The sequence below is a fragment of the Chthonomonas sp. genome, assembly GCA_016788115.1.
Lineage (GTDB): Bacteria > Armatimonadota > Fimbriimonadia > Fimbriimonadales > Fimbriimonadaceae > UBA2391.
In genome coordinates this window covers 228,249-252,709 of record JAEURR010000005.1, presented here as the reverse complement: position 1 = coordinate 252,709, position 24,461 = coordinate 228,249, and the positions used below count along the sequence as shown (strand labels likewise).

The 24,461-nt window shown below is 59.1% G+C and carries 26 protein-coding genes and 1 tRNA gene; 19 read left to right on the top strand and 8 right to left on the bottom strand.

Features of this window, described 5'->3' with window-relative positions; genetic code table 11:
* Positions 1–17: 17 nt before the first annotated feature.
* Positions 18–1,229 carry a 4Fe-4S dicluster domain-containing protein gene (locus JNM85_03800; GenBank protein MBL8087179.1) on the bottom strand — a complete coding sequence of 404 codons (1,212 nt, stop codon included), beginning with the start codon at positions 1,227–1,229 and terminating at the stop codon, positions 18–20.
* 55 nt (positions 1,230–1,284) lie between these two features.
* On the opposite strand from JNM85_03800, the gene JNM85_03795 reads away from it, so the two are divergent.
* Both JNM85_03795 and JNM85_03790 read left to right on the top strand, forming a co-directional pair.
* Positions 1,285–3,240, top strand: coding sequence for an alpha amylase N-terminal ig-like domain-containing protein (locus JNM85_03795; GenBank protein MBL8087178.1), 1,956 nt, complete (start codon positions 1,285–1,287; stop codon positions 3,238–3,240).
* A 15-nt stretch (positions 3,241–3,255) separates the two neighbouring features.
* Positions 3,256–3,331: transfer RNA gene (locus tag JNM85_03790), tRNA-Ala, on the top strand.
* A gap of 399 nt (positions 3,332–3,730) precedes the next feature.
* On the opposite strand, the gene JNM85_03785 is transcribed toward JNM85_03790, so the two are convergent.
* The gene (locus JNM85_03785; GenBank protein MBL8087177.1) at positions 3,731–4,417 is read right to left on the bottom strand and encodes an HNH endonuclease; all 687 of its coding nucleotides are present in this window, start codon (positions 4,415–4,417) and stop codon (positions 3,731–3,733) included.
* Positions 4,418–4,526: 109 nt separating this feature from the next.
* Here JNM85_03785 and JNM85_03780 point away from each other — a divergent pair, with 109 nt between their 5' ends.
* On the top strand, positions 4,527–4,691 hold the full coding sequence (locus tag JNM85_03780; GenBank protein MBL8087176.1) for a tyrosine-type recombinase/integrase: 165 nt from the start codon (positions 4,527–4,529) through the stop codon (positions 4,689–4,691).
* A 193-nt stretch (positions 4,692–4,884) separates the two neighbouring features.
* On the opposite strand, the gene JNM85_03775 is transcribed toward JNM85_03780, so the two are convergent.
* Positions 4,885–6,636, bottom strand: coding sequence for a tetratricopeptide repeat protein (locus tag JNM85_03775; GenBank protein MBL8087175.1), 1,752 nt, complete (start codon positions 6,634–6,636; stop codon positions 4,885–4,887).
* Between the two features lie 118 nt (positions 6,637–6,754).
* Here JNM85_03775 and JNM85_03770 point away from each other — a divergent pair, with 118 nt between their 5' ends.
* Together JNM85_03770 and JNM85_03765 are read left to right on the top strand one after the other, a co-directional pair.
* Positions 6,755–8,440: a hypothetical protein gene (locus JNM85_03770; GenBank protein ID MBL8087174.1), complete on the top strand. Its 1,686-nt coding sequence runs from the start codon at positions 6,755–6,757 to the stop codon at positions 8,438–8,440.
* A gap of 197 nt (positions 8,441–8,637) precedes the next feature.
* A complete protein-coding gene (locus JNM85_03765) occupies positions 8,638–9,369 on the top strand; it encodes a PEP-CTERM sorting domain-containing protein (GenBank protein MBL8087173.1) in 732 nt (243 codons plus the stop codon).
* Between the two features lie 184 nt (positions 9,370–9,553).
* On the opposite strand, the gene JNM85_03760 is transcribed toward JNM85_03765, so the two are convergent.
* The 3 genes from JNM85_03760 to JNM85_03750 are packed head-to-tail and all read right to left on the bottom strand — an operon-like array spanning position 9,554 to position 11,191.
* The gene (locus JNM85_03760) at positions 9,554–10,066 is read right to left on the bottom strand and encodes a hypothetical protein (GenBank protein MBL8087172.1); all 513 of its coding nucleotides are present in this window, start codon (positions 10,064–10,066) and stop codon (positions 9,554–9,556) included.
* On the bottom strand, positions 10,063–10,557 hold the full coding sequence (locus tag JNM85_03755) for a hypothetical protein (protein MBL8087171.1): 495 nt from the start codon (positions 10,555–10,557) through the stop codon (positions 10,063–10,065). Before JNM85_03755 ends, JNM85_03760 begins: the two co-directional genes overlap by 4 nt.
* 58 nt (positions 10,558–10,615) lie before the next feature.
* Positions 10,616–11,191 carry a hypothetical protein gene (locus JNM85_03750; protein ID MBL8087170.1) on the bottom strand — a complete coding sequence of 192 codons (576 nt, stop codon included), beginning with the start codon at positions 11,189–11,191 and terminating at the stop codon, positions 10,616–10,618.
* Positions 11,192–11,385: 194 nt separating this feature from the next.
* Between JNM85_03750 and JNM85_03745 the strand changes: the two genes are divergently transcribed.
* Positions 11,386–11,949, top strand: a complete 564-nt coding sequence (locus tag JNM85_03745; GenBank protein MBL8087169.1) for a TetR/AcrR family transcriptional regulator — start codon at positions 11,386–11,388, stop codon at positions 11,947–11,949.
* On the opposite strand, the gene JNM85_03740 is transcribed toward JNM85_03745, so the two are convergent.
* Positions 11,946–12,476 carry a DUF1905 domain-containing protein gene (locus JNM85_03740; GenBank protein MBL8087168.1) on the bottom strand — a complete coding sequence of 177 codons (531 nt, stop codon included), beginning with the start codon at positions 12,474–12,476 and terminating at the stop codon, positions 11,946–11,948. The two genes, JNM85_03745 and JNM85_03740, sit on opposite strands and share 4 nt — an antisense overlap.
* A gap of 222 nt (positions 12,477–12,698) precedes the next feature.
* Here JNM85_03740 and JNM85_03735 point away from each other — a divergent pair, with 222 nt between their 5' ends.
* The 7 genes from JNM85_03735 (at position 12,699) to JNM85_03705 (ending at position 18,409) form a co-directional block, all read left to right on the top strand.
* A complete protein-coding gene (locus JNM85_03735; GenBank protein MBL8087167.1) occupies positions 12,699–13,532 on the top strand; it encodes a hypothetical protein in 834 nt (277 codons plus the stop codon).
* Positions 13,533–13,588: 56 nt separating this feature from the next.
* Positions 13,589–14,467 carry a PEP-CTERM sorting domain-containing protein gene (locus tag JNM85_03730; GenBank protein ID MBL8087166.1) on the top strand — a complete coding sequence of 293 codons (879 nt, stop codon included), beginning with the start codon at positions 13,589–13,591 and terminating at the stop codon, positions 14,465–14,467.
* Between the two features lie 69 nt (positions 14,468–14,536).
* Positions 14,537–15,508: a prohibitin family protein gene (locus JNM85_03725; GenBank protein ID MBL8087165.1), complete on the top strand. Its 972-nt coding sequence runs from the start codon at positions 14,537–14,539 to the stop codon at positions 15,506–15,508.
* 50 nt (positions 15,509–15,558) lie between these two features.
* The gene (locus tag JNM85_03720; protein ID MBL8087164.1) at positions 15,559–16,002 is read left to right on the top strand and encodes an SRPBCC domain-containing protein; all 444 of its coding nucleotides are present in this window, start codon (positions 15,559–15,561) and stop codon (positions 16,000–16,002) included.
* Entirely contained in the window at positions 15,999–16,304 is a 306-nt protein-coding gene (locus JNM85_03715; protein MBL8087163.1) for a helix-turn-helix transcriptional regulator, read from the top strand. Before JNM85_03720 ends, JNM85_03715 begins: the two co-directional genes overlap by 4 nt.
* A gap of 97 nt (positions 16,305–16,401) precedes the next feature.
* The gene (locus JNM85_03710) at positions 16,402–17,343 is read left to right on the top strand and encodes a hypothetical protein (protein MBL8087162.1); all 942 of its coding nucleotides are present in this window, start codon (positions 16,402–16,404) and stop codon (positions 17,341–17,343) included.
* Positions 17,344–17,443: 100 nt separating this feature from the next.
* Positions 17,444–18,409 carry a sodium-dependent bicarbonate transport family permease gene (locus tag JNM85_03705; protein MBL8087161.1) on the top strand — a complete coding sequence of 322 codons (966 nt, stop codon included), beginning with the start codon at positions 17,444–17,446 and terminating at the stop codon, positions 18,407–18,409.
* On the opposite strand, the gene JNM85_03700 is transcribed toward JNM85_03705, so the two are convergent.
* Positions 18,395–19,636: an MFS transporter gene (locus JNM85_03700; protein MBL8087160.1), complete on the bottom strand. Its 1,242-nt coding sequence runs from the start codon at positions 19,634–19,636 to the stop codon at positions 18,395–18,397. The genes JNM85_03705 and JNM85_03700 overlap by 15 nt on opposite strands.
* 231 nt (positions 19,637–19,867) lie before the next feature.
* Here JNM85_03700 and JNM85_03695 point away from each other — a divergent pair, with 231 nt between their 5' ends.
* Genes JNM85_03695 through JNM85_03670 form a run of 6 tightly spaced genes read left to right on the top strand, consistent with a single transcriptional unit; the run spans position 19,868 to position 24,439 of the window.
* Positions 19,868–20,683 carry an AAA family ATPase gene (locus tag JNM85_03695; protein ID MBL8087159.1) on the top strand — a complete coding sequence of 272 codons (816 nt, stop codon included), beginning with the start codon at positions 19,868–19,870 and terminating at the stop codon, positions 20,681–20,683.
* The gene (locus JNM85_03690; protein ID MBL8087158.1) at positions 20,680–21,129 is read left to right on the top strand and encodes a helix-turn-helix domain-containing protein; all 450 of its coding nucleotides are present in this window, start codon (positions 20,680–20,682) and stop codon (positions 21,127–21,129) included. Before JNM85_03695 ends, JNM85_03690 begins: the two co-directional genes overlap by 4 nt.
* Entirely contained in the window at positions 21,119–22,207 is a 1,089-nt protein-coding gene (gene pilM / locus JNM85_03685; GenBank protein MBL8087157.1) for a type IV pilus assembly protein PilM, read from the top strand. The genes JNM85_03690 and pilM overlap by 11 nt, the downstream gene beginning before the upstream one ends.
* Before the next feature lie 18 nt (positions 22,208–22,225).
* The gene (locus JNM85_03680) at positions 22,226–22,888 is read left to right on the top strand and encodes a hypothetical protein (protein ID MBL8087156.1); all 663 of its coding nucleotides are present in this window, start codon (positions 22,226–22,228) and stop codon (positions 22,886–22,888) included.
* Positions 22,885–23,553, top strand: a complete 669-nt coding sequence (pilO, locus tag JNM85_03675) for a type 4a pilus biogenesis protein PilO (protein MBL8087155.1) — start codon at positions 22,885–22,887, stop codon at positions 23,551–23,553. Before JNM85_03680 ends, pilO begins: the two co-directional genes overlap by 4 nt.
* Complete coding sequence (locus JNM85_03670; protein ID MBL8087154.1) at positions 23,546–24,439, top strand: hypothetical protein; 894 nt, start codon at positions 23,546–23,548, stop codon at positions 24,437–24,439. The genes pilO and JNM85_03670 overlap by 8 nt, the downstream gene beginning before the upstream one ends.
* The last annotated feature ends 22 nt before the right edge of the window (positions 24,440–24,461 follow it).

Genomic DNA, 24,461 nt, shown 5'->3' with positions numbered 1-24,461 from the left:
TTTGACAGAACCGCCGCCTAGACGTCGCGGAACCGCCCAAGGAAGGCAGACTCCAGAAACTCCATGGTGTGCACTACCTTGATCTCCTGTCCCTTCTCCCGAGCCGCCTGACCGATCCATGCGTGGCAGCCGGGATTGCCGGTGACCACGACCGATGCACCCGTCGCCTGGATGTGCTTGAACTTCCGGTCCAGGAGTTGGCGCGCCATTGTCGGCTGCAAGACGTTGTAGATGCCCGCGCTCCCACAGCACATATCCGACTCGGTCAGCTCGACGAGGCTGACGCCGGGCACCGCCGCGATGAGTTGCCGTGGGGCTTCCTTGATCCGTTGGCCGTGGGCAAGGTGGCAGGCATCGTGGTAGGTGACGGTCAAGTCGCGGAATCCCAGGGAAGACTTCAGGAGTTCGACGAGCCCCGCGGACAGAAGAAACTCGCTGGCATCGACGGTTGCCTTGGCCACGCGGTCGAACTCGGTGTCCATGTGGCCGTACTCCTTCATGGTCGAACCGCAGCCCGCGGAGTTGACGACGATGGGAACCGGCTCGGTGACCTCCTTGCAGAGAGCATGCGCCATTTGCCTCGCTTCGGCGAGGGAACCATTGTGGGCGTGAAGCGCGCCGCAGCATCCCAAATCGCAATCAACAATCTGCACGCCAACGCGCTGCACAAGCCTTGCTGTCGCCTCGTTCACGCGAGGAAAGAGCACGCGCATGGCGCAGCCTTGCAGTAGGTATGCCTTTGACTGGGCTGACGGTAACGTCAGGGATGGCCACGGTTCTCCGAGCTCAGCCCGAGGCAGGTCGGCTTCGGCAGGTTGACCGCTGATCCAGCGGCTCATGCCGGCGGGCATCCGCTTGCCCGGCCAAAGCTTGGCGAGCGCAAGTTGGATGCGCATGGTCTGTGGGTTGGTCACTGCACTCAGCAACAGGGCCTTGCCTCGCTGTGGACTTTCTTGCTCTATGCGATCTCGTGCAAGTTCAAGAATCGCGCCGTACTCAACTCCACTTGGGCAAGCGGTCTCGCACGCGCGGCAACCGAGGCATTGGTCGAGGTGTGGTCGGACGTCGTCCTGCCAACTAAGCTTGCCCTCCGCGGCACTGCGAACCAGATAGATGCGGCCCCGTGGCGAGTCGGCCTCTTCGCCATGGGCGGTGAACGTGGGACAGCTCTCCAGGCAGAATCCGCAACGGATGCACTGGGCGGTCAGGTCTTGGAGGTCGCGCTTCACGGTGGGTGACTTGTAGCATACACCCGCTTCCCTTAAATTGGGCGAAAATAGAGACGTGGACAAGCAGAGCCCCTTGGATGCCGAGCAAGCCGTTGAGATCTCGTACCGGCCTGCACTGTCTACGCACCTGAGCTCAGTGGCGGTTGTTGGCTCATTCAACAACTGGGACAAGACGAAGCACCCGCTTTCCGAGAGCAAGGGCGGGGAGTGGACAGGAACGTTCCCTCTGAAACCGGGTGTTTACTCGTGCCTTTTCGTCGTCAATGAAGATAAATGGATACCAATTCCTGGACTTCCGACGAAAAACGATCTCAATGGCAACGTAAACTCGCTGCTGACTGTCGAACCCGCGCTCTTCAAGAACCGAACCGGGATTACCTATGCGGCGCTGCTCCATGATCCAACGCGTGTGTTCACCGTCCGCCGCTCGTCGCATGAGTTTGGGCTAAAGCTGAGGACTCGGAAGGGGGACGCGCGCGCAATTCGGATCCTACTGGAAGATGGAAACAGCGCGACGATGCGGCGAATCGGCGGAGACGCCCTATTCGATCAGTGGTACGGACTCGTAACCTTGGCGCAACTTGAGGTGCGGTATGCATTCGAAATCCGAGGCGAATCCGAAACAGCGCGCTATCCACGAGAGTGGTTTGAGCAGAACTTTGCGAAGATCCCGCTACCTAGCCCTCAAAATTGGGTCAAGGACGCGATTTTCTACCAGATATTCCCGGATCGCTTCGCTACTGAGGACGCGGACAGAACAATGTGGGGCGCTATCCCCGCGCAGAAGGGGTGGGCAGGCGGGAACCTCGCCGGGATCACCCGGCATCTGAGCCACCTGAAGGAGCTGGGAGTCAATGCCATCTATCTTAACCCGATATTTCCAGCGGGAAGTTACCACGCCTACGATACCGATGATTATCTTGACATAGAACCTCATTTTGGTTCGCTGTCCGATTTCCGCGAGCTCGTCAAGCAGTCACATGCAACCGGTATTCGGATCATGCTGGATGGGGTCTATAACCACACAAGCGTTAACCACCCATTTTTCAAGGATCTGATAAAAAACGAGGCGCGATCTGAGTACTCCAAGTGGTACTTCCCCCTGAGTTTTCCGATCTCGACCAAAGAAGGGCAGCAGACATACGTGGGATGGGCAGGCGTCCACCGGATGCCAAAGCTTAACACAGGCAATCCAGCGGTGCAAGAGTTCGTTGGGCGGGTTGGCCAGTTCTGGGTGGGTGAAATGGGGGCAGATGCGTGGCGATTGGACGTGGCCGACGAGGTCGATCCCGAGTGCTGGCGCAAGTTCCGTATCGCAGTGCGGTCAGCCAACCCCGAGGCGTACATTGTCGGAGAAGCGTGGCACGACCCCGCTCCCTGGGTGCAGGGCGACCAGCACGATGCGACCATGAATTACCAGTGGCGCGAAGCTGTGCTGCAGTTCTTTGGGAATCGTACGCTGACGGCGCGTCAATTTGATGCGCGGCTGCGCGACCTTAGAGAACTTATTCCGGAAGAGGTGACATCAGTACAGTACAATTTGCTCGGCAGTCATGACACGCCACGGCTGCTGACGCTTATGGGCGGCGACAAGGCACGGATGGCCCAGGCGGTGGTGTTCCAGTTCCTCTATCCCGGAGTGCCGAGCATCTACTACGGCGATGAGATCGGGATGGTGGGATGGCATGACCCGGATTGCCGTCGCGGCATGATCTGGAGTCGCCGTAAGTGGGACATGTCCGTTTTCAAGTTGTACAGAAAAATGATATCGCTCCGCTCTCGGTCCGAAGCGGTGCGGCGCGGTTCGTACCGCACGGTAGCTGCCGAATCGAGGCCGGGACTGTTCGTCTTCGAGCGGCAGCTCGGACGCCAGCGGGTCCGGGCCGCTTTCAACGTGGGAAACCATCCGATCGAGCTACCCGACGCTCCCGGGTTCCGTGCCCTCGACCTGAGCCCCAAGTCAGGGGATCTGCAGCCGGGGGCCTTTCGCATTCTCGTTCGCTCGCGGTAATGTGAAGTGAAGCGTGGGGATATAGCTCAGCTGGGAGAGCGGTTCGTTCGCAACGAACAGGTCACGGGTTCGAGTCCCGTTATCTCCACCAAATTCAAGATAACCGGATGGGATTCGCAACTCCGCTTTTCCGAATCGCGTCCAGACTTCTCCTCCATTGTACAGATTTGATTGTGACGAGGCCGTTATCGACGGTCTCGTTTTCGTTGTGGGACGCCGATTCTACGAGACTCAGCATCAAATCGAAGAACTCGTGGAGTTCCACTTCGAGCGTTCCGTCCACCCAAGAGGAGTTCGAGTACATGACCTTGATCCGCTCGCGCTCTTGTCCCAAATCGGCGTCTTTGAACCTTAGATGGGATCAGGGCGCCTGTTCTGAGACCTTGATGATTCACGACGGTGGGCAGGTGGAGCTGTGGATCGGCCGAAGAATCATCCTGGAGGCTCAGCAGCCGCGGCGGCGCGTAGCACCGACCGATGCATGCTGTTGTTAGACCTCAAAAGCGTTACCTTTCCCGAGATTGCATCTGGAGCACTTTGTGGCCAAGTTCTCTGGAACTGTCTCACCACCCTTTGACCAAGGCACAATGTGGTCAACGTGCAGCTCTGTGCCAGGGCTCTGTAGCGGACTTGCGCCACACGCGTTGCATTTGAAGCCGTCTCTAACCAAGATGCGAAATCTCATCCGCTCGCTGATCTCTCGTTTGGTTCTACGAGGTTGGGCTTTTGCGTTCCGCAGGCTTTCTGCTCCGATGTGAAATTCATCTTGGTCCGCGGCTTCATCAGCGTTGGCCCATTCAACGAATTGCAGAAGGGCCTGTGACCAGCTGCCGAATCGGTTCGCATATGTCCCGGCGGAGTACGCCGACAGTGGGGCATTGATTTCACCGTAGCTCGGCTGCCGTCCGAGTGACACCCAAACAGCCCGAAGGTTCTCGAAAAGGTCGTCCTCAGATACTCCAATGTGGGATCGACTGGGCTTAAGGCCAGCATTCTCCAGTGCCTTGAACCACGAGCGAAAGCGCCGCTGAATGGTCGTTGCGTGACCGAGTCCATGCTCGGTGTAGTCAGAGATAGTTACCGTCTCTCGGCCAAGCTTGCGGGCAACACGCCGGAGATCTTCCAGCAACTCATCATCGCTCAGGCCTCGCGCCGTCTTTCGAAGTTCGAACTTCATCGATGCCAGAAGAGGCCTCCTATATGAGGCCAAGTTTCTTATTCTCTCGCACGGTACCCTCCTCGAGGTTCCTAGCGCTAGCCATCTTTGCACTTAGCGGCATAGCTAGTTGGCACACCTCGCCAAACCTCTGAGTTGCCATATTCTCAGGCACACGTTCGCAACCCTCACGCTGGAAAACGGCTACGAAATCCGTACCGTTCAGGAACCATTTGGGCACAGGGATTTCCGCACGACAATGGCGTACACCCAGGTCCTGATCGCTCTGAGCTGAACGTCCCTGGCTTGCCCTACTGAGCCTCCGCTCTGTCGGCGCCGCGAAGGCGGAGAGTAGAAAGGACTCGCCAACCCGTCTCAAAGTCACGGGAGCAACTGCTCTGGTAGCAGCTGGTTTGAGTTTCGAAACGCGTCCAGGAATCTCCACCAAGCACTCGCCTTTGACGCTGAGCCTCGAAGGCCGAGAGCGTCTAAGACAGCATTGCCAATGCCTTAGCGACCAGTTCGCGGACGGACTGCTCCTCTTCAAGAATTGGGATTGGCTGGGCCTCGCCGCAGGACGCACGAAGCTGGTCGCCGTAGCTTTGGTGGATCGGCGAGTTGGGAATATTCGCTCTTCGCCTCAGGTGGTCACTTTGGTTCAGAAGCGCCATCGCCTCTTCCGCGCGACCCAAATGAACGAGACCAAAGGCACAGTAGTCAATGGCCCGCAAGGTTCGCCTGTCGGATTTGAGCCGATGAATTCGAGCCAGACCCTTTCTTAGTTGATCCACGCCGTCCACGAAGTTTCCAAGCAGGATCTGACACAGCCCCAGGGCGGGCATCATGAGGTCAGCGGCAGACGCGTGGCCGGCATCGTGGGCCAGAGCAGTGCATCGCTCAAGGCACTTCTTCGCGGCCGCTGTCTCGCCATCGTAAAGGTGTACGAGACCAATGTAGCCGTTGAGAGTCGCGCGACCCACGCGCGCATTATGTTCATCGTACTGGCCGAGGCGATGCTCGATCTCAGTCAGCACAGCTAGAGTCTCTGTGGCTTTGCCGAGTTCCCATTCGATCACGGCGCGCTGGGCCATCACCAAGTCGATGCCTGGGATGTTGCCCACCGCAATGGCGTGCGTAAGGGCTCTTTCATAGCTGACGAGTGCTGGAACGAACTGTCCCCGGTTCAGATATGCTCCCGCGCGCATGGTCTCGGCCGCTCTCAATCGGGTGGGATCGGAGTCAAAGTTGGCAACTTCTTGGCCCAGGGCCAGAATACGTGCATCGCTCCCGGAGAGGGTGTACGCCATCATCGCGTAGACAGCGCATTGCATGCGGGCTGGTGCGCCGCCGGTGGTGCATGCAAGCACCCGTTCCAAGAGGTCGGCCGCCTTGACTGGAGACTGAAACACCTCCAGACGAAACTCCTCCGAGCCCAGAAACTCCGCCGCCCGTAGCGGAGCCGATTCGATCTGACGGGAGATCGTTCTCGCGATCATTTCTATCTGCTCCGCGGACAGACTGCTGGCGGAATGATCGCCGCGTCTTGCCTGCTGGGCAAGCTGACGAAGCGAAGAACTGAAATCAGAACCCAGCGCATTCCGCAACTGCTGACGGGCCCTGGCGAACCGATCGCAAACTTCGACATGTTGGCCCAACCGCGCCTGCACTCGAATCAGGCCCGTCCATGCGCGCTCATCGTAGGGGGATAGCGACAAGCTTCGCTCAAGGAATCGCGCGGCGCTCTCCAGGTTCTCTCGCTCCTGCTCGATGGTCGCCAGCCGCAGCAGCGCCTCGACCGTGCGCCGACACCATTCCTCGCGCTCATGCGATAAGAACTCGGGCATCTCCGGCAATAGCACTCCGGAGGTGAGATCACTCAGACGGGAGAGCGCTTCAAACTCAGCGCTCGCGTCGGGAGCCAGTCCGGCACGACGCCATTCGGCCTGAGCCTCCCACAGATCCACCTGAAAATCGGCCGGGACCAGCCTCAGCGAATTGCGTCCGCCCTCCCAGGAAACGTTGTCCCCTAGGGCGCGGCGTGCGCTCGCCAGCGTTGTGCGCAGACGCTCCCGAGCGCCGGGACCGTCGGTCGCTGGCCAAACATGCGAGGCAATGCGGGCTCGATCCCAGGTCGTGCCAGGCCGCAGGCACAGGAGCGCAATCAGCCTTCTGGCAGCCGAAAGGCGAATCGGTTCTGCCCCGCCTTCTATCCGAAACTGACCAAATAGTGTGAGCTTCATCGGGGTGCCCAGTCGGCATTCGTTTCTCCGATGCAATACATCGAGACAGTATCCGACTAGTTTACGATAAATTTGCGATCCTGACCTATAGTAGGGGGTGAATTGAAGTGAGAAGACAATGAGTAAGCGTAAGTACTGGGCTTTGTTACTGCTGGCGTTGATTTACGGCATCCTCGCAATCGTAGGTTGCGGTGGATCGGGGGGACAGCCGCCCGCAGAGACTTTGGCGAGCGAAACTCGCTTTGCAGCCATGGACACGTTGGAGGCGCTTCAGGCTTCGCTGACCACGTCCACGCCAGCCGAAGTATCGACGCAGCTGGCAGCGAAAATGGCCACGATGCCCGAGTTCTCCGAATCGGGAGTCACTCCGGATCACTGTGCGTACGGTCGGTTTACGGATGGTCGCATCATCATCTTCGCCAACAACCGTCAACCTGCGTCCGAGATGGCGAGTTACCCGGTAAGCGCGCCGAGGGGGCGGCTTGGTGGTGCATCCCTGATCCCCGGGAAGTTCCGGCTCATCGACACCATGGGCACCCTATTCCAGCATCCGGCGGTCGCGATGCACCCGACCCTTGTCGCCGCGGGGATGGAACCGGCTGGCCCTATCCAGAAGGGGACTGTCGAGGAATTCAAAGCTTTAAAAGACGATGGTTTCGTTTATCTCGATGCCCACGGCATGAATGTCACGCTCAAATCAGGAGACGAGGTGACGGCCATCTGGACAGCTACCAAAGTGACCAAGGAGTTGGACCAGACCTACCAGAGCATGCTGAGCGCGGAAGAACTGGTCTACGTCGTCGGGGCGAACGACTCGGGCAAGCCTGCTGAGAAGCACTATGGCATGACGCCATCGTTCATCAGCAAGTACATCTCGTTCGGCAAGAACTCTGTGGTGTTCTTCAACGCCTGCCATAGCGGTAATCCAGATGTTGCTAAGGCTTGCACCTCGGCCGGTGCGGGCGTCTACATGGGTTGGGACGACTCGACCGAGGATCTGTCCGCGATCTATGCAGCCTACTATCTGCTGGATCGCACGCTAGGGCTGTACAACTTGGAACCCAAACCCGCGAACCCAGGCGAAAAGCAGTCACTCGATATCAAGGAGCTCATCGCGGACATGGCCACGAGCAAGTGCCCCCAGACCCGCGAGGTTTACAGCACCTCCCGGGCGACCAATGCTAAGCTGAAGTTCGTTCCGGGGAACGAGACACTGGGCGCAATCAAGCCGATTATTCGCGATGCGACGATGGATGCCACGACGGGGGTCATCACCATCGAGGGTCAGTTTGGCGAAACGAAGGACACGGTCCTGCAGAACGTGACCACAAGCTCTGCGGGTGTACCCTTAACAGTCCTCACATGGTCCAGCACAACCATTACCGCGCAGGGATCCAAGGGGACGGACAGCGTATCGGTCAAGGTGGGTGCTCGGTCCAGCAAGCCGCAACCGTTGGGAGGGACGTTCGTGCTCTCCGGGAACCAACCGGTCGGCGGAGCTGCTTTCGGCCCGTTCGAGGTTCGGTCCAAATTGGTTGTGCAGGTGAACGGTGTCGAAATTTACGCCGACCCAGATGGAGCCATTCGAGGGAACCGCGGTCCGCTTACCTTCACAGCTAAGAAGGGGGACATGCTCAAGATTCTGGTCTTCACCAGTGAGATTTACGGGGGAACTGGTGAGATATTCCTCACGGGGCCCAACGGGACAACGTACCGACTCGTCGCCAAGACTCTGGACTACATCGCGGACAAAACTACAGGACAGGCATTCCAGCGTGAGTGGGACCTCCGGTATTACTTCTAGTAACGGAGATCGCAACTTGCGCAGCGATCGGTCCATGGGTTCGGAACCTGTGGTCTCTCCTGCGGATCAAGTCTCGGTTGTGACCGAAGACGATGACCAAGCCGAAGAGGCCCCCCAGTGCTTGTTCGTGATCTCGAATTCGATCCAATATCGGTCGATGTCACACTCCAGCACATTTTTGACGAAGGACCCTTAAGATGCGAATTGCGAAGATCTACTGTCTCGCGTTGGTCGCGGGTTTGGCTCCGTCGGCCTTCGCCAACATCACCGGATTTACGGCAGCCGTCAACTCAGGGGTCGTGCACAAAAACGCCTCATCGAATCCTCTGAACGTGTACTATGCCAGCGCGAGTGGGATCCCTCACAGCTTTTCCGATCCGCTGACGATTTCCTCGCCAGGCACGATGAACTACTCCAGCCAGGTATCGACCGCGGGACAAATGACAATCAATACACCGACGGTCTGGGAGTATCGATCGACCTTCGCTGGCGATGTGGGATGCTACGGTTCGCCAAACATGGGCATCAGCACGGGCTATGCCGAGATCGGGTTCTCCAGCTGGTTCACGGTGACGTTGGACGCCCCCGGGACCCTATACGCCTACTCGACGAATACAGTCGCGAACCTGACGTTCGGGTCGCTGCAATCAACGGCCGCCCTTCGTAAATCGATTCAAGTCAATGGCGTGTTCATTCACGGCACGTTCAGTGATGGTGCCTATGTGGTGCCGCTCGCTGCTGGCGTGCATTCGGTGCAGATCGATGAGCAGGCGCTTGCAAGCTTCGTCGCGTCACCTCTGAACCCGACCGACAGCGCCTTTGCCTACGGCACCAGCCGCACGCGGGTCCGCATCGAGTCTGTCCCCGAACCGGGCACCATGGCCGTCGGACTTGGGCTCGCGGCGCTGCTCCTTCGCCGCCGCCGCTGACCGGTGGTGTCCCGAACCCCGGCGGCTTGTTCGCATGCGGGACCCGGATTTCTGCTTGGCGCATCCGTCCTACCCATCGCCTCGGGTAGCTACTTCGCGGGCATTGCCAAGAGTGGCGGCTCATCTCAGGTCGTCCAACGCCTACCCCTGGATGCGGACTCTTGAGCGAAACAAAGCTCGGTGATCACTGAATATCCGCTGCGCCGTTGAGTTCCTTGTCCGTCTCTTCGCCAACTGCGTTCACGAAGAAAATGCAGTCTTTCAACGCTTTGACGAGTTTGTCTTCGGCCTTGGGGATTTCCGGCATATCGGTCGCGTCGAACTTGACGTTGTAGCGCAAGGTCCACGTGTCATGGGAATCCTTGAATAGGTAAAACGCTCCAAGCTTCTTGGTTCTTCCCAGAATCTTGCGCATGAGGGCATCGTCGGGCGCGTCTTTGCTGTACCAGACCTGGGTGTATAGGTTGTAGGTGATCAGCTTGCCAGGGCGGTTCGGGGTCAAGCTCATGTAGACCGTATGCTGCCGGTTCTCGGGATGCGTGAAGACGATCGAGTAGTTCTTCCCGCTGGCGGTCGTCTCGAATTTGAGCCCCGTGGCCTCGAGCGCCTTCTTGGCTTGATCCTTGACCGCTTCGTCCGATTGGAGTGCGGAGCTTGTCAGTATCGAGAGCGTGGTTAACAGACCGAGGAACTTCATAGTTTGTCCTCCGCGCCGAGTTCTTTCTCGATCCCGTCCGCTGTACCGCCCACATACTGCAAATACGTTTTGAGCCGTTCTGCGGTCGTGTTGGTTGGCACGTCGATCTTGAAACGAATACGCCAAAGCTCTTGGTCCTTCGAAGGCTCTTCCAAGATCAAACCCCCGATGCTAAAGCTCTTCTGGAAGACTTTTCGCAGCAGCTCCGTATCCGGCGCGGTTTTACTCTCATAGCACAGCGAGTACGACTCCTGAACGCTCAGGCTCTCGTATGTATCCACTCGTTTCCGAATGTATGAGTCCTGGTGCCGCTTGGTGTCCGAGTAGTCGTACCGGAGCTTGTAGAAGCCCCCGATATCGGTGTGGATGAGTCCTGTTGCGCGCAGGGTGTTGCCCACCGGATCGGATTCGGCGGGGGTCGGGTTCTGCTGGTGCCCCGACAGAACCGAGACGACGCCCGCAAGGACGCAAACAATGGGCAAGCGCAGCATCTCTCCATGCTGGCAGAGGAGCCATCTGGCTGTCAACGCGAACGTACGCTTGGCGATCTCACGATTTTGGGACGACGAAGTTGATGCACGGCATTTCAAGTCGCCCCTTGTACTGTTTGCCTTTGAACGTTCCGACCTTGTCCACCTTTGGCTCTGCCGCCGCATAGATGCGGCCCCCTTTCGGGAACGGGACGGTCACGTTTCCTTTCTTGTCCGTGCGCCAGAACTTGTCGAGCGGGATGCCCTCTCCGAACACCTCGACGCGGCAGTCTGGCACCGGCTTCTTGTTCCCGGTGAGATGAAACACCACGTTCGTGCCCACTCGTCTGGCAGTGAACTCGTAATCCAGACCGAGCGTGGTTGATGCGTCTCGGACGGTTGCGCAGCCCTTGGCGTACCAGGTGATCAAGTCCGGGCCGTGGATACCGTAAGTAAGCTGGACCGCTGCGAAAGGCCTGAGTGCCTCCGCGAGGAGCGAATTGCCGTTCTCGCTCGCCGCTAGCTTGCCAATGTTCCACCGTTGCAGCGCGGTTTGGCTGCCGCCCTTTACCTTCATGGGGACTGCGGGCTTGGTCGGGTCATCCGCGACAAAGACCTGACCCGTCTTGCCCTTCGCGTCAAGTTGCAGCCACATATGGTGTGCCGACGCGGAGACGGTGGCCAGTAATGTCAGCACGGATGTAATTGAAATCAGTTTGATTTTCATAGACGGACCCCGGCGCTGTTCAAGGAACCCTTGCGCCAAGACAGAGCGTAGTCCCTCTCGATCAGAGAGCTTTGGACATTGGGCCGCCGAGTGTCCAGTACCGCTCCAATTGGCCCAATCCCATGAGCACCAGCGCGCACCCCTCCCCCGCCCAGCATGCGCTCCAGATAGCGCTCGTCGACCTAGCGATCGAGCAGGGATACGATTGCGCGACCGTCCAATTGATCGCGCAGCGAGCAGGAGTCGCCCGTTCCACTTTCTATGGCCATTACGGTTGCAAAGACGACCTGTTCGCGGCGACGCTGAGCCGTCTGCATCACTCGATGGTCGACCACTGGCGACAGTCGCAGCGGGTCAGGCCAACACCCGGCGAACTGAGCTTTCTCCGTCCATTGATCTACCATTTGTGTGCGCGCCGTGACCTCTGGTGTGCGTTGCGCAACTCCTCGGCTCGGCGCCTGCTTGTGAAGGGCTTCAAGACGATGATCGCGGATCTCGCAGCGCGTGATCTGGGTCTGGAGAAGCCGCCCAGCATGAGCGATCAGGCGATGCTTTCGTGTCTTGCCGGTGCCTTTCTTGAGATGATGGATCGTTGGTTGCGCGGGGAACTCCGCGGCCCAAAAGAAGAGATCGCACTCAACTTTGAGAGAGCCGCTCAAGCAGTGACGCGATCGTGGCGAGCCTAGATCGACTCGCCCTCGGCAACCGGGCAACTGAGGCTTTTGCTGTACATGCCGGAGCGGTCGAAACAGCAGACCCGTCGCTTGCCCGAGGCCAGCATTTCGCACGCCTTCTCGATACGGAGCGCCCGGGTCTCCGCCTTCTTGCCGGATACGATCCACTGGATCCAATCGCGACGCGCCACTGCAGTGGTGCTGTCCCAGGTCGCCTGAGCTTTGGCCGGAGCGCGCTCAAGTGCCTGCAAAAGGTCTTCAGGGACAACGGGCTCGGGCTCGACGGAGACTGGGGCGATCTCGAAATCGACGGTTGAGCCGACCGAGAGCGCGAGCTTCTGGTCCACTCGGAACCAATGACCACCTTGACCGTCCGGTTCCAAGGTCACGGCGAATGGGTGCCCGTCTGCCGTGCCCTCCACCGACACCATGCCCCGCGAAGGCAGCGCCTGGCTCGCATCTTCGGGCAGACGAACGAATGCGAACAGCTCCTCGGTCGCCTGCAAGAGAGTCGTTTGGAATCGAATCGCGTGCGCCATCAGCTACTATACTTTACGGCATCCTCCGCTGGATGCCGTCGCCCCGTGTCGTCTTGTTCGCTTGATTCCTTTCGAAACAAACTGGTTGGATATCTACACAAACTCTTGTAGAATGCCGGAATGGGGAGGATTTCGCTCGTTCTGGGCGCGTTGCTTTGCGGTGCTTGTATTTCGTCAGCTTCGTTCGATCTTGTCTTGGCTTCCGATTCGGCATCCGGGTCGGTGAAGAGGTACGACGGCGACTCGGGCGCCTATCTCGGAGAATTCGGGAAGGGCTATTTCAGCCAAGTCGACCAGATCTACGCAGATGGAAGCACTGGGCTCGCCTACGTGACCGATCAGATTCGGAACAGCGTTTCCGTTTTCAACTACAGCACGGGCGCATTCGTACGTGAGTGGTTCATGGGATCACCGACCGCCACATCTGTATCCTCGGGAGTGGTTCGTATGGCCGATGGCAACCTTGCGGTGACCTCGAACCAAACCCTGTTCAAGTACACGCTCACCGGTACGTTGCTAGCAACCTATACCAGCACCTCCAGCTTCTATAGCATCACGGCAGACTCCTTCGGGAACGTCCTCGCTTTCACTTCAGGGGCACAGTACATCCGGTTGAACTCTTCGCTGACAGTGCTAAACGGTCCGATGGCCTCCAGCAGCAATCTCTACGGAAACGGCCTCTTCAGGTCCGGAAAACTGTTTGTTGCGGACTATTCCGCGGGCGCGGTCCGCAGCTATACCGTATCTTCGGGTGGCACGCTCACGGGTGGGCCAACTTTCTTGGATGCACAGCTTCTTTCTGGTGCGCTGTCCGTCGCTGCTGGTCACGACCAGATGATTTATTCCTCGGGCAATGCGGTCGGTGGGGGCTCCTCAATCTATCGCACGTCCACCTTCTCCAACTTGCTGGCCCCGCAGCTGGTTGTGAACGTTCCGTCAGGAGTGAGTTTCCGAGCCGTCGCTACCGTCATCGCACCCGAGCCCACAGCGCTGCTTCCTCTCGGCATCGGCGCAGCACTGCTGTGCCGCAGCCGCAAGCAAGGGTCCAAGAAATGAACAGACGCAACAGATCCAGGGCCACCGTCCTCGGGGCTTTCCTTGTAGCCTCACTCGTGGCTAACGCCAGCTATGACATGGTCGTAATGCTCGACTATTCCACCAAATCGCTCAAGCGATTCGACGGCCAGACCGGTGCCTACCTCGGAGAGATCGGCGCGGGCCGCATGATTCGCCCGCGGTTCGTTGAGCGCGGGCCCAACGCGGGCGAGATCGTGGTGACCGACGAGCTGGATCCCGTCCTCAAGTACTCCACGATCCACGTCTTCAACGTCCACACAGGTGAACTGAAGCGGCAACTGTACGAAACCGGGTTTCAGAGTCTGGCGGGTATCCACCGAGACCCGACCACTGGGGCCTATACTGTCGCTGACGTCACTACCTCAACGACTCTGAGGCTCCACACTATCAATTCCGCTTTGACCGGGGTGACCGGCTTCAACGCGGCCACGATTGCCGGGGTCAGCGTCACTGCGTTTGGAGCCGACGTTGCGGTGATCGGCGGCGTGCCGTGGGTGGCTGGGTACTCGAATGCTTACCGTAGAGTTGATACTTCCGCCTCATCGACCTCCTTTAGCAATGGTGGCATGGGTGTGACAACCTGCTTCGGGACCATGCGATCTCGAACTGGTGCTGCCTTCACATACGTTGGTAGCAATGGGGGTGGGACACTTGCTGCGATCGGCGCAACTGCGATTAGTACTACGCTCACGAGCGTGTATGGGATCGGCAGTGGCCATGAGTACGATTACGTGGCAGGCTACCGTGGCGGCTTACCCGTCATTGACGTCTATAACCGCAGCTTCCTCACCGGATCGTTTGGCACGGCGCAGATCACCAACCCTGCTGACATGGTGGTGATCACCGCTCCAGAACCCGCCGCGTGGCTGGGTCTCAGCGTGGGTCTGCTGGTGTTGCTGAAGCGTCGTCGCTAGGTTTCTGGGCGGGATTTTGAATCCCCGTGGGCTCATGTTTCGTTCTCCCTTTGGAGTAGTCAACGCAACATGGTCACCATTGGGATCTTTTTTCTCGTCATCGGCATCTCGATCTATCGCGCGGCAAAGCGCGAAGAGCATCCTGCTCAGCGAGCGGGGAAACTCGGCGCGGGTGGTTTCTTCACGCTTTTTGGTTTGATCCTCACGCTCACGAGCTGCATCAAAGTCGTGCAATCGGGACACGTCGGCGTCGTACGGATCTTTGGCTCCGTGCAACCTGTTGCTCTCGCCGAGGGGCTCCACGTCGTCAACCCATTTGCTACCGTCGAATCGGTCTCCATCCGAACCGAGGAGTACACCATGTCGGGCGTACGAGGTGAGGGTGCGGTTTCCGGCGACGATGCGATCCGGACCCTGAGCCGAGACGGTCTGCCGCTCCCGGTCGATGTCACGGTGAACTACCGCGTGATGCCGGGATCGGTGCCGTGGCTGTTCCGCAACGTGGGCATCGCGGAAGACTACATCGCCAAGATCGTTCGACCGTCAGCCCGCGCGGCGGTTCGAGATGCCGTCTCGCAGTTCACCGCGCAAGAGGCCTACTCAAGCAAGCGCGACGCCTTGGCAGACCTGGTGTCCCAGCGACTTTCGCACTACATCGAATCGACGCTCAGCCGCAGCGAAGGCTACAAAGGTTCGGCGTTCATCGTCCAGCAGGTCCTCATCCGCAACATCGAGTTGCCCGATCGCCTCAAGGCCAGCATTGAGGCCAAGCTGACCGCGGAACAAGAGGCCCTGCGCATGCAGTACATCCTCGACAAGGAGAAGCAGGAAGCCGAGCGTAAGCGGATCGAAGCGCGCGGTATCGCCGACTTCCAAGCGATCGTCAGTCAGGGACTTACTGACAAGCTGCTGATGTGGAAGGGGATCGAGGCGACTCAAGATCTCGCAAAGTCGGATAACAGCAAGGTCGTCATCGTGGGTGGCGGCAAGGGTGGCCTTCCCGTGATCCTGAACGCCGACTCGCTAAGCACTGGGAAATAAGCAACAAATCTGTTGCATTTCTCCAGGCGAGGCAGTAATATGCAATCACCATGTTGCATATTGCTGACTCCATCACTCGCTCGGTGTTCGTTAACGCCGCTCCCGTCGTCGTCTGGGAGCGGTCGTTCGCGACTCCGGCGGCCCTCGCCTCTTGGTTTCCGGACCGAATCGAGGGCGAGTTCGTCTTGGGTCAGACTTTCGCGCTCATCTGGGGTGAGCACCGGTGCGAAGCGCGGCTCGTGGAAATCGTTCCCTGCCAATCGCTCGCCTATCAATGGCATCCGGCCGACACGTTCACCCTCGATGCCCTGCCTGAATCCGAACTTACGACGGTGAGATTCACGCTCGCCGAATCGTCTGGCGGCACGACGATTACTGTTGTGGAAACCGGTTTCTCCAAAATCGCTGAGTCTCGCGCAGCCTTTGCTTTCGAGCAGAACAACGCTGGCTGGGACGAGGAACTGCCCAAGCTGTCGCGGAGCTACGAAGTTTGACCGACGACGCATTCTTTGCCCTGGCCGATCCTGTCCGGCGCGAGATCGTCAGGCGGCTCAGCGACCAAGGGCCGACGCCGACGCTTCGGCTTCTCGACGGGTTGGGCTCAACGCGCCAAGGTGCCACGCGGCATTTGACAGTCCTGGAGCGGTCGGGTTTAGTGATCAGCGAACGCAAGGGGCGCGAGATCGTTCGGAGGCTCGATGCGCAGCCGCTCGCGGAGATGTTGGCCTGGCTGGGCGAGTTGGACAGGCAGTGGCAAATGCGACTGAATCGCCTGGCCGAGCAGTACGATGCATAGAGGTTTCTGGGTTCAGGCCGGTTTTTTGTTCGCAATTCCTTGAATTCACTGTCTGTCCCTGCTATTCTGAGTTTCTATTCAGCCCGTGGAGGGACAAATGAAACATCTGTGGTTCTTTATTTTGGCGTTAGCGGCGCTTATCGGTTGCGGCGGTGGCGGGGGCGGCACGTCCGGTGGTGGCGGTGGAACGGTTCTCGACCCGACCCCATTTATCGGCAGTTGGACTGGTAACTGGAACAACCTGACGTACAGCACGACGGGTCCGGCATCGATGACTTTTGGTGCGAATACCACCACCAAAGCTGCTAACTGGACGATGGACCTTGACGGAAACGTCTTTGGAGGCCCGAATCCTCCCGCGGATAACCTGGTTGGGAGCTATACGGACTCGGCGCTGTCGGTAACAGGTTCCTCGCCGACGTTTGGGACCTTGTCGTTCACGGTCGACAAGAATGGCAATGTGACCGGAGGCTCCACGACGGTTCCAGGTGGATTCGTCCAGTCGATCACCTACTCGGGGACGATTACTCCGACGAGCATGAACCTTACTTACGTGATCACCTTTGTGAACCCGGCCATTGCCCCCGCGAATGGAACCTTGATCATGACCAAGTCGACGGGCGCGACGTTTGCCATTGCCCCGCTCCTGGGTACCTACAACGGGACATGGTCGGACAATAACACGGGTACAGGCACCACCAGCCTTCAGTTCCAAGAGCCCTCGACCGGGACGGCGACCGTTATCTGGACGCTGACGGGCAACCCGTTCGGGACAGCAAATCCCGCGGATGATGCCTGGACGGGTTTGATCTCAACATCCGGCGTGACGATGTCCTCACTCCTGCAGACGCACGGGCCGCTATCGATCACACTCAACGCAAATGGCACGCTCACTGGCAGCATGTCGAACATTCCCGGATCCATGGCCGCTTCGGCGACTTTCTCGGGAACGTACAGTGCGTCCAGCATTGTGGTCAATTACGTGATCACGCTGGAAGCAGGGGGCACGATCAACGGCACCCTTTCGGCCACGAAGTAGTTCGACTGGCCTATCGATGCGTCCGAGTTGCCGTCTGCAATTCGGGCGCATCGTCGTTTTCGCGTGACGGTACGCAAGGTCACGGGGTACACCTAGACCCATGGATCTGGGCTCGATTCTCCAGGCGAACCTGCTGTCGCCGATGGTGCTCGCGTTCCTGCTTGGCGCACTGGCCACCATTATCAAGAGCGATCTGTCCCTCCCCGAGGGGCTCTACACCTCGCTGTCCATGTACCTGCTCTTCGCCATCGGGCTCAAGGGTGGAGTCGAGCTGTCGCTCACGCCGATCGAGCACATCATCTGGCCCGTTCTGGCCACCATCGCCCTTTCCCTCCTCACCACTGGGATCGCCTACTTCGCCTCGCGCAAGCTTGGAAAGGTGGACCACCTGAACTCCGCCGCGCTCGCCGCTCACTACGGCTCGGTCTCCGCGGTTACGTTTATCGCGGCGGTGACCTTCGCGACGACGGTCAAGACGCCCGCCGAAGGGTTCATGCCCGCGCTGGTCGCGCTGCTCGAAGTTCCCGCGCTGTTGTTAGCCCTGAGCCTGGGTTCGTCTGAAACCCCGAACCAGGCCCGGCGCGAACTCATCCGCGAGCTGTTCACCGGTCGCACGATCCTCCTACTCCTTGGCGGCATGGCCATCGGTGTCGTCTCGGGCAAGACCGGCGTCGAGCAAGTGCAGCCGCTTTTCGGAGATCTGTTCAAAGGCGCGCTGACCTTCTTCTTGCTCGAAATGGGGTTGGTCGCCGCGCGACGTCTGAGCGATCTGCGAAAGCACGCCCTGTTCCTCGGGTTGTACGGGGTGGGTGTGCCGCTCGTGAATGGTGCGATCGGCGTCGGGATCGGCACGCTCGCGGGTCTGTCTGCCGGTGGATCGGGGGTGCTGGGTGCGATGGCCGCGAGCGCAAGCTATATCGCTGCGCCCGCGGCGGTGCGGGTCGCCATCCCATCCGCGAATCCGAGTCTGTACCTGACCGCGTCGCTGGCGGTGACCTTCCCGTTCAATCTTGTGCTCGGGATTCCGCTCTACAACCAGCTCGCTTCCGCGCTAGCGCACCGCTGACGAAGGGAGCCGCGAGCGGCGGTACTGCGGATGAGCGAGGCCGATGGCGGCGGAGAGAATCATCCCACCCCCCATGATCAGAAACATCGTGGAGACCCCGAGCCGCGCGACGCCGACCCCCGCAAAGGTGTTGCTGAGCGGGATGGCCACCATCGCCGACATCGTCATGAACGAGTGGACGCGACCTCTCAGCGCGTCCGGTACCGCTGTCTGAAAGTACATCTGCATGGGGATCTGGGCGATGGGCAGCGCCAGGCCGCACAAGAAGTTCAGCACAAGATACGGATAGAACCACGGCGCGAAGGCCATGCACGCGACGAGTACGCCGATAGCGAGCATCGAACCGATGAACGCCATGCCCGGTCGCACGATCCTGAGACGCGGCATCATCAGCGCCATGATCACCGCAGCACCGATGAATGCCGATTCGAAAATCGACACCGTACGCAGTCGGTCGTCGAACCACTGTTTGTTGACCGCGAGGTGGACCACCATGAACGGTGCGATAAACAGGTTCACCAGCAGCGCTTGGAGAGCAGAGACCCACAGGACGGCGTCTTTCAGACATGCCTGCCAACCTTCTCGCAGGTCGCGTCCGAAGTGCGGTTCCTCGCGGTCGGTAGTGTCTGGGGCGAGCTGGGGGAGTAGCCAGATCGCGCGTGCCGAAACTAAGAACGTGAGGCCGTTGCACGCGGCCGCGACGGGGAACAGGGCGTTCGGCGCAAGTAGTTCGAGCTGTCCCAGCACCGCCGCGGAGATCGCCAGTCCGAGCAGAGGCATAAAGTGCTGGGTCGTCGCCGAGAGCGAGTTCGCCTCCTGCAACCGGTCCGCCGGGACGAGCCTCGGGATCGCCGCTGACTTCGCGGGCAAGAAGAACGTGTTTACCGAGGCAAGGAGCGTCGCCGAGGCGAAGATCAGCCAGAGCGGCGGCGTGGCGTCGAACGTCAGGTAGGCCGCCAGCCCGAGCATCAGCGCCGCGCTGCACAGGTCAGTGCCAAGTAGGACCGTTCGCCGATCCACTCGGTCGGCAAGGACCCCGGCGTAAGGCGAGAGCAGCAACGGCGGCAGTGCTTGGACGGCTCCGATCCACCCCACGATCATGGCGTTCCCGGTGAGCCGCTGCACCATGTACAGGAACATGAGCATGTACAGCATGTCGCCGAATTGCGACACGGCCTGACCGATCAATAGCCGTCGAAACGGCGTGATTTCCAAGACCCGAAACATAGAAATGACCGCGAATGGGGAACGCCCTTACTGTCAATTACCGCTGATTTTGGCACTCGAAAGGGGGTCTCGTAATTTTGTCTTGCCGACCGCATCTCCCGAAGTGGCACGACAGAGTTGCGGTGCGTGCGCGCACCCCATCGAAAAGTGAGGCGCGAGGTGGAGGGTGAGGATTTGACCTGATCTCTCCGAAATGATCACTGGGCTAGAAGGAACGGAGCGAAACCATCAATGTACGAATCTTACTGGGGACTCAAAGAGCCAGCGTTTGGATTGACGCCAGACCCACGATTTCTGTATCTGAGTCGTGGGCATGCCGACGCACTGACGATGTTGCAGTACGCCATCCAGAGAAACATGGGTGCGGCGCTGCTTGCCGGTGACATTGGTCTGGGTAAGACCACGGTCAGCCGAAAGCTCGTCGAAGAGCTTGATGCACGCCAGCACCGACTGGTCCTGATCGTCAACCCAATCTTGTCACCGACGCAGATGTTGGCCGAGATTTTGACGCAATTGCATTCCGAGCCAGGCAACAAGAATCGCCAGAAGCTCATTCAGCAACTGCACGAGCGGTTGCTTGAGCTCTACACCCGCGGCGAGCGGGTGGTCCTGATGATCGACGAGGCGCACTTGATCAAGAGCGCGGGCACGTTCGAGGAATTGCGCATGGTCCTCAACTGCCAGCTCAACGATCAGTTCCTCATCACGCTCATTCTGCTGGGCCAGCGCGAATTACGAGAGAAGCTCTCAAAGGTTCCTGCGCTCGAACAGCGACTCTCAGTGCGATGCGCGCTGGAACCGCTGGATGTCCAGGAGACCGGCGAACTGATCCTCCACCGATTACGCGTAGCGGGCTTCAGCGGCGAGCGAAACGTCTTCACCCCCGATGCGGTTTACCAACTCCATAAGGTGAGCCAGGGCTACCCGCGCATGATCTCGACTCTCGCGGATCATGCACTTTTGGTGGGTGCCAGCCAGAAAGTCAGCTTGATCGACGCCTACATGATGCACGACGTGTGCACTCAACACCTGGGAGCTGCCGCATGAGACTTGTGGACGCCATTCGCAATGCAACGGTGCAAGCCGCTGCTGCTGCCCGAACCGATGAGCCGATCGCCCATCAGGCCCCCATGGAGGTTGCCGTGGCCCATGCTTACGAATCCGATCCGACCGTGGATCAGTCCGATTTTGAACGGGCAACGAATGCTGCCCAGGCGACCCCGGGGATGAACATCGTTCGCCTCGAGCTGTTCCTCACCCAGGAACAAGTGCATTCGCTGCTGCGAGGAGCACTGGCCACGCACCGCGCGGTCATGACGACCAAGGAAGTGGCCAGCTACCTGCGCTTGCACATGGCGACCGTCGATGAGATGGCTGCATCGGGTGCTCTTCCTGCGTTCCAGGCAGAAGGTACTTGGCGGTTCCTGAAATCGTCGGTGGACGCCTGGCTGCAGAAGCAGGCGGGGCAGGAGGGGACAGAACATGCCGCTTAAATTTGGCAAGAAACAGAATCTCGTCGGTCTTGATATCGGTCACCACTCGATCAAGCTCGTTGCCATGGAACCGATGACCTCGGGCTGGCGACTCACTCGGGTGCTGTCCGTTCCGACGCCGCCCGATTCGGTGCGTGATTCGATCGTGACCGATCCCGAGGCCCTGTCGCAAGCGATCCAGACCCTCGTCCGAAACGCAAAGATGCCGATCAGTGGTTGCCACGTGTCGGTCGCAGGCGCATCGGTCGTGGTCCGCAGCGTGCGCGTTCCGAAGATGTCGGAAGCCATGCTCCGCAAATCGATTAAGTTCGAGGCAGGCCGTTACATCCCGTCCAGCGTCGAAGACAGCTATGTCGAGTTCGAGATTGCTGGCGAGACTGAGGACGGACAGATGGACGTCATCATCGCCGCCGCTCCGCGCGACCTGGTGGACTTTCGCATCAAGGCGTGCGAGCTTGCGGGTTTGCCTGTCGAGTCGGTCGACATCGAGCCATTCGCTGCATACCGAGCGCTGGTGCAAGCGAACTACAACATCGATCTGAACAAGGACACCGTCGCGCTTGTGGACTTTGGTCACACCAGCACGAACGTGAGCGTGATCGACAAGGGTAGTTTCGCCATGACCCGTACGATCAATCAGGGCGGTCTGGCCCTGACGGAAGCTTTGCAAAAGTACTTCAAGCTCAGCTACCAAGATGCGGAAGAGGGCAAGACGCAGCTTGACCTGTTGGGCCTGCTGAAGGACAATCAGCCAGCGGAGAACCCGCCTCTGCGCGTGATCCAGCCGCACTTGGACGACCTCGTGCGTGAAATGCGCCGCTCTTTGAACTACTTCCAGTCGCAGCAAGCAGAAGCCGGATCTTCGAACCCGGTCACGTGGATGCTGCTGAGCGGTGGTGGCGCAAAGATGCAGGGAATCGCCGACTACATGAGCAACCGCCTTGGCCTCAAGGTCTACGCGGCCGGAGTCTTTGACAATCCACGCTTCGCCTACGTGGGCGACCAGTTCTTTGGACAAGGTGCCGACCTGTCGGTGGCATCGGGACTTGCCATGAGGAGCTACTCGCACGCCGCCTAAGGTGCGCAGGGAAACGCCATGCCGTACATCAATCTGATTCATGAGCAGCGAATGCTGCAGCAGCAGAACGAACGCAAAGCGAGATTCGCCTTTGTCGGGTTCGTCGGTGCAACCACACTCTTCACCGTCCTCGCGGGGTTCCAAATTATCGCGAAGGAAGGGGTCGACGGGGAGACCGCCGATCTCAAGAAGAACCTCTCCAAGATCCAGCCGATGTTGAAAGACATTTCGGTCATGGAGAAGGACCTCGCCGAACTCAAGCCAAGGCTGCAAACGTTGCAGAACGCTCAGGAAATGACCCGCAAGTGGACCGAGATCCTGAAGCATATGACGACGAGCACGCCCGAGAGCCTGTGGTTGACGGACATCCGCAGTAAGTCGAGCAAGTCGAACGAGGGCGTCCAGTTTTCGATCAAGGGCAAGACGATGGCGGGTGAGACCACGGACCAGAATTCTCAGGGCCGTGTTGGCTCGTTCATGCAGCGACTGCAGTTGTGCAGCGCCATGGACAAGTGGGACCTGAAGTACACCGAGATGGACCGCGTTCAGGAGCACCAGGTCTTGAGCTTCGAGATCATCGCCCGAGTCGCTGGCACCTTGGAAGAGGATCCGAAATCCAAGAGCACGAAGAAGGCAGGATTTAGCGATCGTCGTAAATCGGAGGCGGAGGCATCGGCATGAACACAAGCAAACGAATGAAGGTCTTTGCGATTCTCGCAGCCGTCGCGGTTGTCACTGGCAGCGGCGCAAACTATTGGTTGATGTCGGAGCGTGGAAGCGCGGCGTCCAAGCGTGACGAGATCAAGAAGCAGATTCAAGACGAGGATGATGTCGCGGCGAAGCAGCTCAAGATCAGAACCGAAGTTGAAGAGTCGCAGCAGTTTCTCGATCACCTTGAGGCGAACGTCGCAGAGAACGCGTACATCCCGACGCTTGTCACCGAGCTTGAAACTCTTGGAAACGCCAAGGGCTTGACCATCACCGGTGTCAAGCCGAAGCGCATCGAAGAGAAGAAGGTCAAGGTTGACCCCAATGCCTCGGAAGAAGACAAGAAGAAGGCCAAGAAGAAGCAGCCTGCCAAGAAGCCTTATGACGAGTGGCAAATCGAAGTGAATGCAACGGGTTTCTATCCCGCGATTCTCGATTTCATCAATTCACTCCAAGAGTTCAGCAAGATTGTTGAGGTCTACACAGTCGGCCTGAACGAGCTGAACGGTCCGGAGAAGAAGTACGGGCCAGACGGTTCGCCTCAGCTAGAGTTGACGCTGACCCTGAAGGCGTACGCCTTCCCGGAGAAGGACAACGATCGATCCGATTCCACCAACGAGGACACGAACAATGAGTAATCCTGCAGACAAGAAGAAAGTCCTCATCGTCGGCGCCATGGTTGTGGTACTCGCTGGCATCGGCGCATTCCAGTTCATGGGCAGCGGTTCCTCGACCGCCGCCAAGGCGACGAAAAAGGTGACGAAGTCGTCCAAGGCCAATCACGTCAAGGCTTCGGAAGAGCCCAAGACGATCGCCGGCTCGGACGGCGCGCTGGACAATGCTGCCAATCCGGTCGCACCCGAAGCGGTTGACGAAGGGATCAATCCCCACAACGCAACCAATGTCGGGACGGACGAAGCCGGAACCCTAGGGACCACAGATGCGGATACCGCGCAGAATGTCGCGACTACTCAGGGAGTTGAATCGTCACTGAAGAGTGATGTAGCACTTTCCCCGCTGGACATACGGGATCCGTTTTCGGTTCCTGCACCAGCGCGAGACAAGGAACGAACCCGCGAGGGCAATAAACCGGCACTTGCGGTGACACAACCGAATACGAATCCAACGACGATGAAGGGACCTGGACGAAATGCGGAGATTGCGCGCAACGTGGCGGCGGGTGCCGCGCCGTTGCCACCGCTGGGGTTAGAGGGTCTACCTCCGGTGGTTCCAGGCGGCGCGATCACGGGACAGCCGACGGCCAAAGCTGGCGGCCCCAAGCTCGCACCTAGCACGCCCCTTCGAGTCCCAGATGAATATGCGTACAGCCTGATGGGGGTTGTCCAGGGTACGAGTCCGCTCGCGATCCTTCAGGACGACTCGGGCAGTCAGCGCATGGTCCGACTAGGCGGTGAACTAGGCGGAGGCAAGATCGTAGCTATTCGGGGTGATCGCGTCGTTGTCGAGCACAAGGGCAAGAAAGTGACACTACGGATAGGAGGCGGTTCTGGAAAGACTAATTAGATCTCGATGGGGATTAACCCTG

Excerpts from the sequence above, each read along its gene's own strand:
- JNM85_03690 (MBL8087158.1), top strand. The coding sequence starts at position 20,680 with ATGAGACTTGTGGACGCCATTCGCAATGCAACGGTGCAAGCCGCTGCT.
- JNM85_03670 (MBL8087154.1), top strand. The coding sequence starts at position 23,546 with ATGAGTAATCCTGCAGACAAGAAGAAAGTCCTCATCGTCGGCGCCATG.
- JNM85_03720 (MBL8087164.1), top strand. The coding sequence starts at position 15,559 with ATGTTGCATATTGCTGACTCCATCACTCGCTCGGTGTTCGTTAACGCC.
- JNM85_03745 (MBL8087169.1), top strand. The coding sequence starts at position 11,386 with ATGAGCACCAGCGCGCACCCCTCCCCCGCCCAGCATGCGCTCCAGATA.
- JNM85_03710 (MBL8087162.1), top strand. The coding sequence starts at position 16,402 with ATGAAACATCTGTGGTTCTTTATTTTGGCGTTAGCGGCGCTTATCGGT.
- JNM85_03740 (MBL8087168.1), bottom strand. The coding sequence starts at position 12,476 with ATGGCGCACGCGATTCGATTCCAAACGACTCTCTTGCAGGCGACCGAG.
- pilO (MBL8087155.1), top strand. The coding sequence starts at position 22,885 with ATGAACACAAGCAAACGAATGAAGGTCTTTGCGATTCTCGCAGCCGTC.
- JNM85_03725 (MBL8087165.1), top strand. The coding sequence starts at position 14,537 with ATGGTCACCATTGGGATCTTTTTTCTCGTCATCGGCATCTCGATCTAT.
- JNM85_03680 (MBL8087156.1), top strand. The coding sequence starts at position 22,226 with ATGCCGTACATCAATCTGATTCATGAGCAGCGAATGCTGCAGCAGCAG.
- JNM85_03750 (MBL8087170.1), bottom strand. The coding sequence starts at position 11,191 with ATGTGGCTGCAACTTGACGCGAAGGGCAAGACGGGTCAGGTCTTTGTC.
- JNM85_03765 (MBL8087173.1), top strand. The coding sequence starts at position 8,638 with ATGCGAATTGCGAAGATCTACTGTCTCGCGTTGGTCGCGGGTTTGGCT.
- JNM85_03755 (MBL8087171.1), bottom strand. The coding sequence starts at position 10,557 with ATGCTGCGCTTGCCCATTGTTTGCGTCCTTGCGGGCGTCGTCTCGGTT.
- pilM (MBL8087157.1), top strand. The coding sequence starts at position 21,119 with ATGCCGCTTAAATTTGGCAAGAAACAGAATCTCGTCGGTCTTGATATC.
- JNM85_03695 (MBL8087159.1), top strand. The coding sequence starts at position 19,868 with ATGTACGAATCTTACTGGGGACTCAAAGAGCCAGCGTTTGGATTGACG.
- JNM85_03775 (MBL8087175.1), bottom strand. The coding sequence starts at position 6,636 with ATGAAGCTCACACTATTTGGTCAGTTTCGGATAGAAGGCGGGGCAGAA.
- JNM85_03770 (MBL8087174.1), top strand. The coding sequence starts at position 6,755 with ATGAGTAAGCGTAAGTACTGGGCTTTGTTACTGCTGGCGTTGATTTAC.
- JNM85_03700 (MBL8087160.1), bottom strand. The coding sequence starts at position 19,636 with ATGTTTCGGGTCTTGGAAATCACGCCGTTTCGACGGCTATTGATCGGT.
- JNM85_03705 (MBL8087161.1), top strand. The coding sequence starts at position 17,444 with ATGGATCTGGGCTCGATTCTCCAGGCGAACCTGCTGTCGCCGATGGTG.
- JNM85_03760 (MBL8087172.1), bottom strand. The coding sequence starts at position 10,066 with ATGAAGTTCCTCGGTCTGTTAACCACGCTCTCGATACTGACAAGCTCC.
- JNM85_03785 (MBL8087177.1), bottom strand. The coding sequence starts at position 4,417 with ATGAAGTTCGAACTTCGAAAGACGGCGCGAGGCCTGAGCGATGATGAG.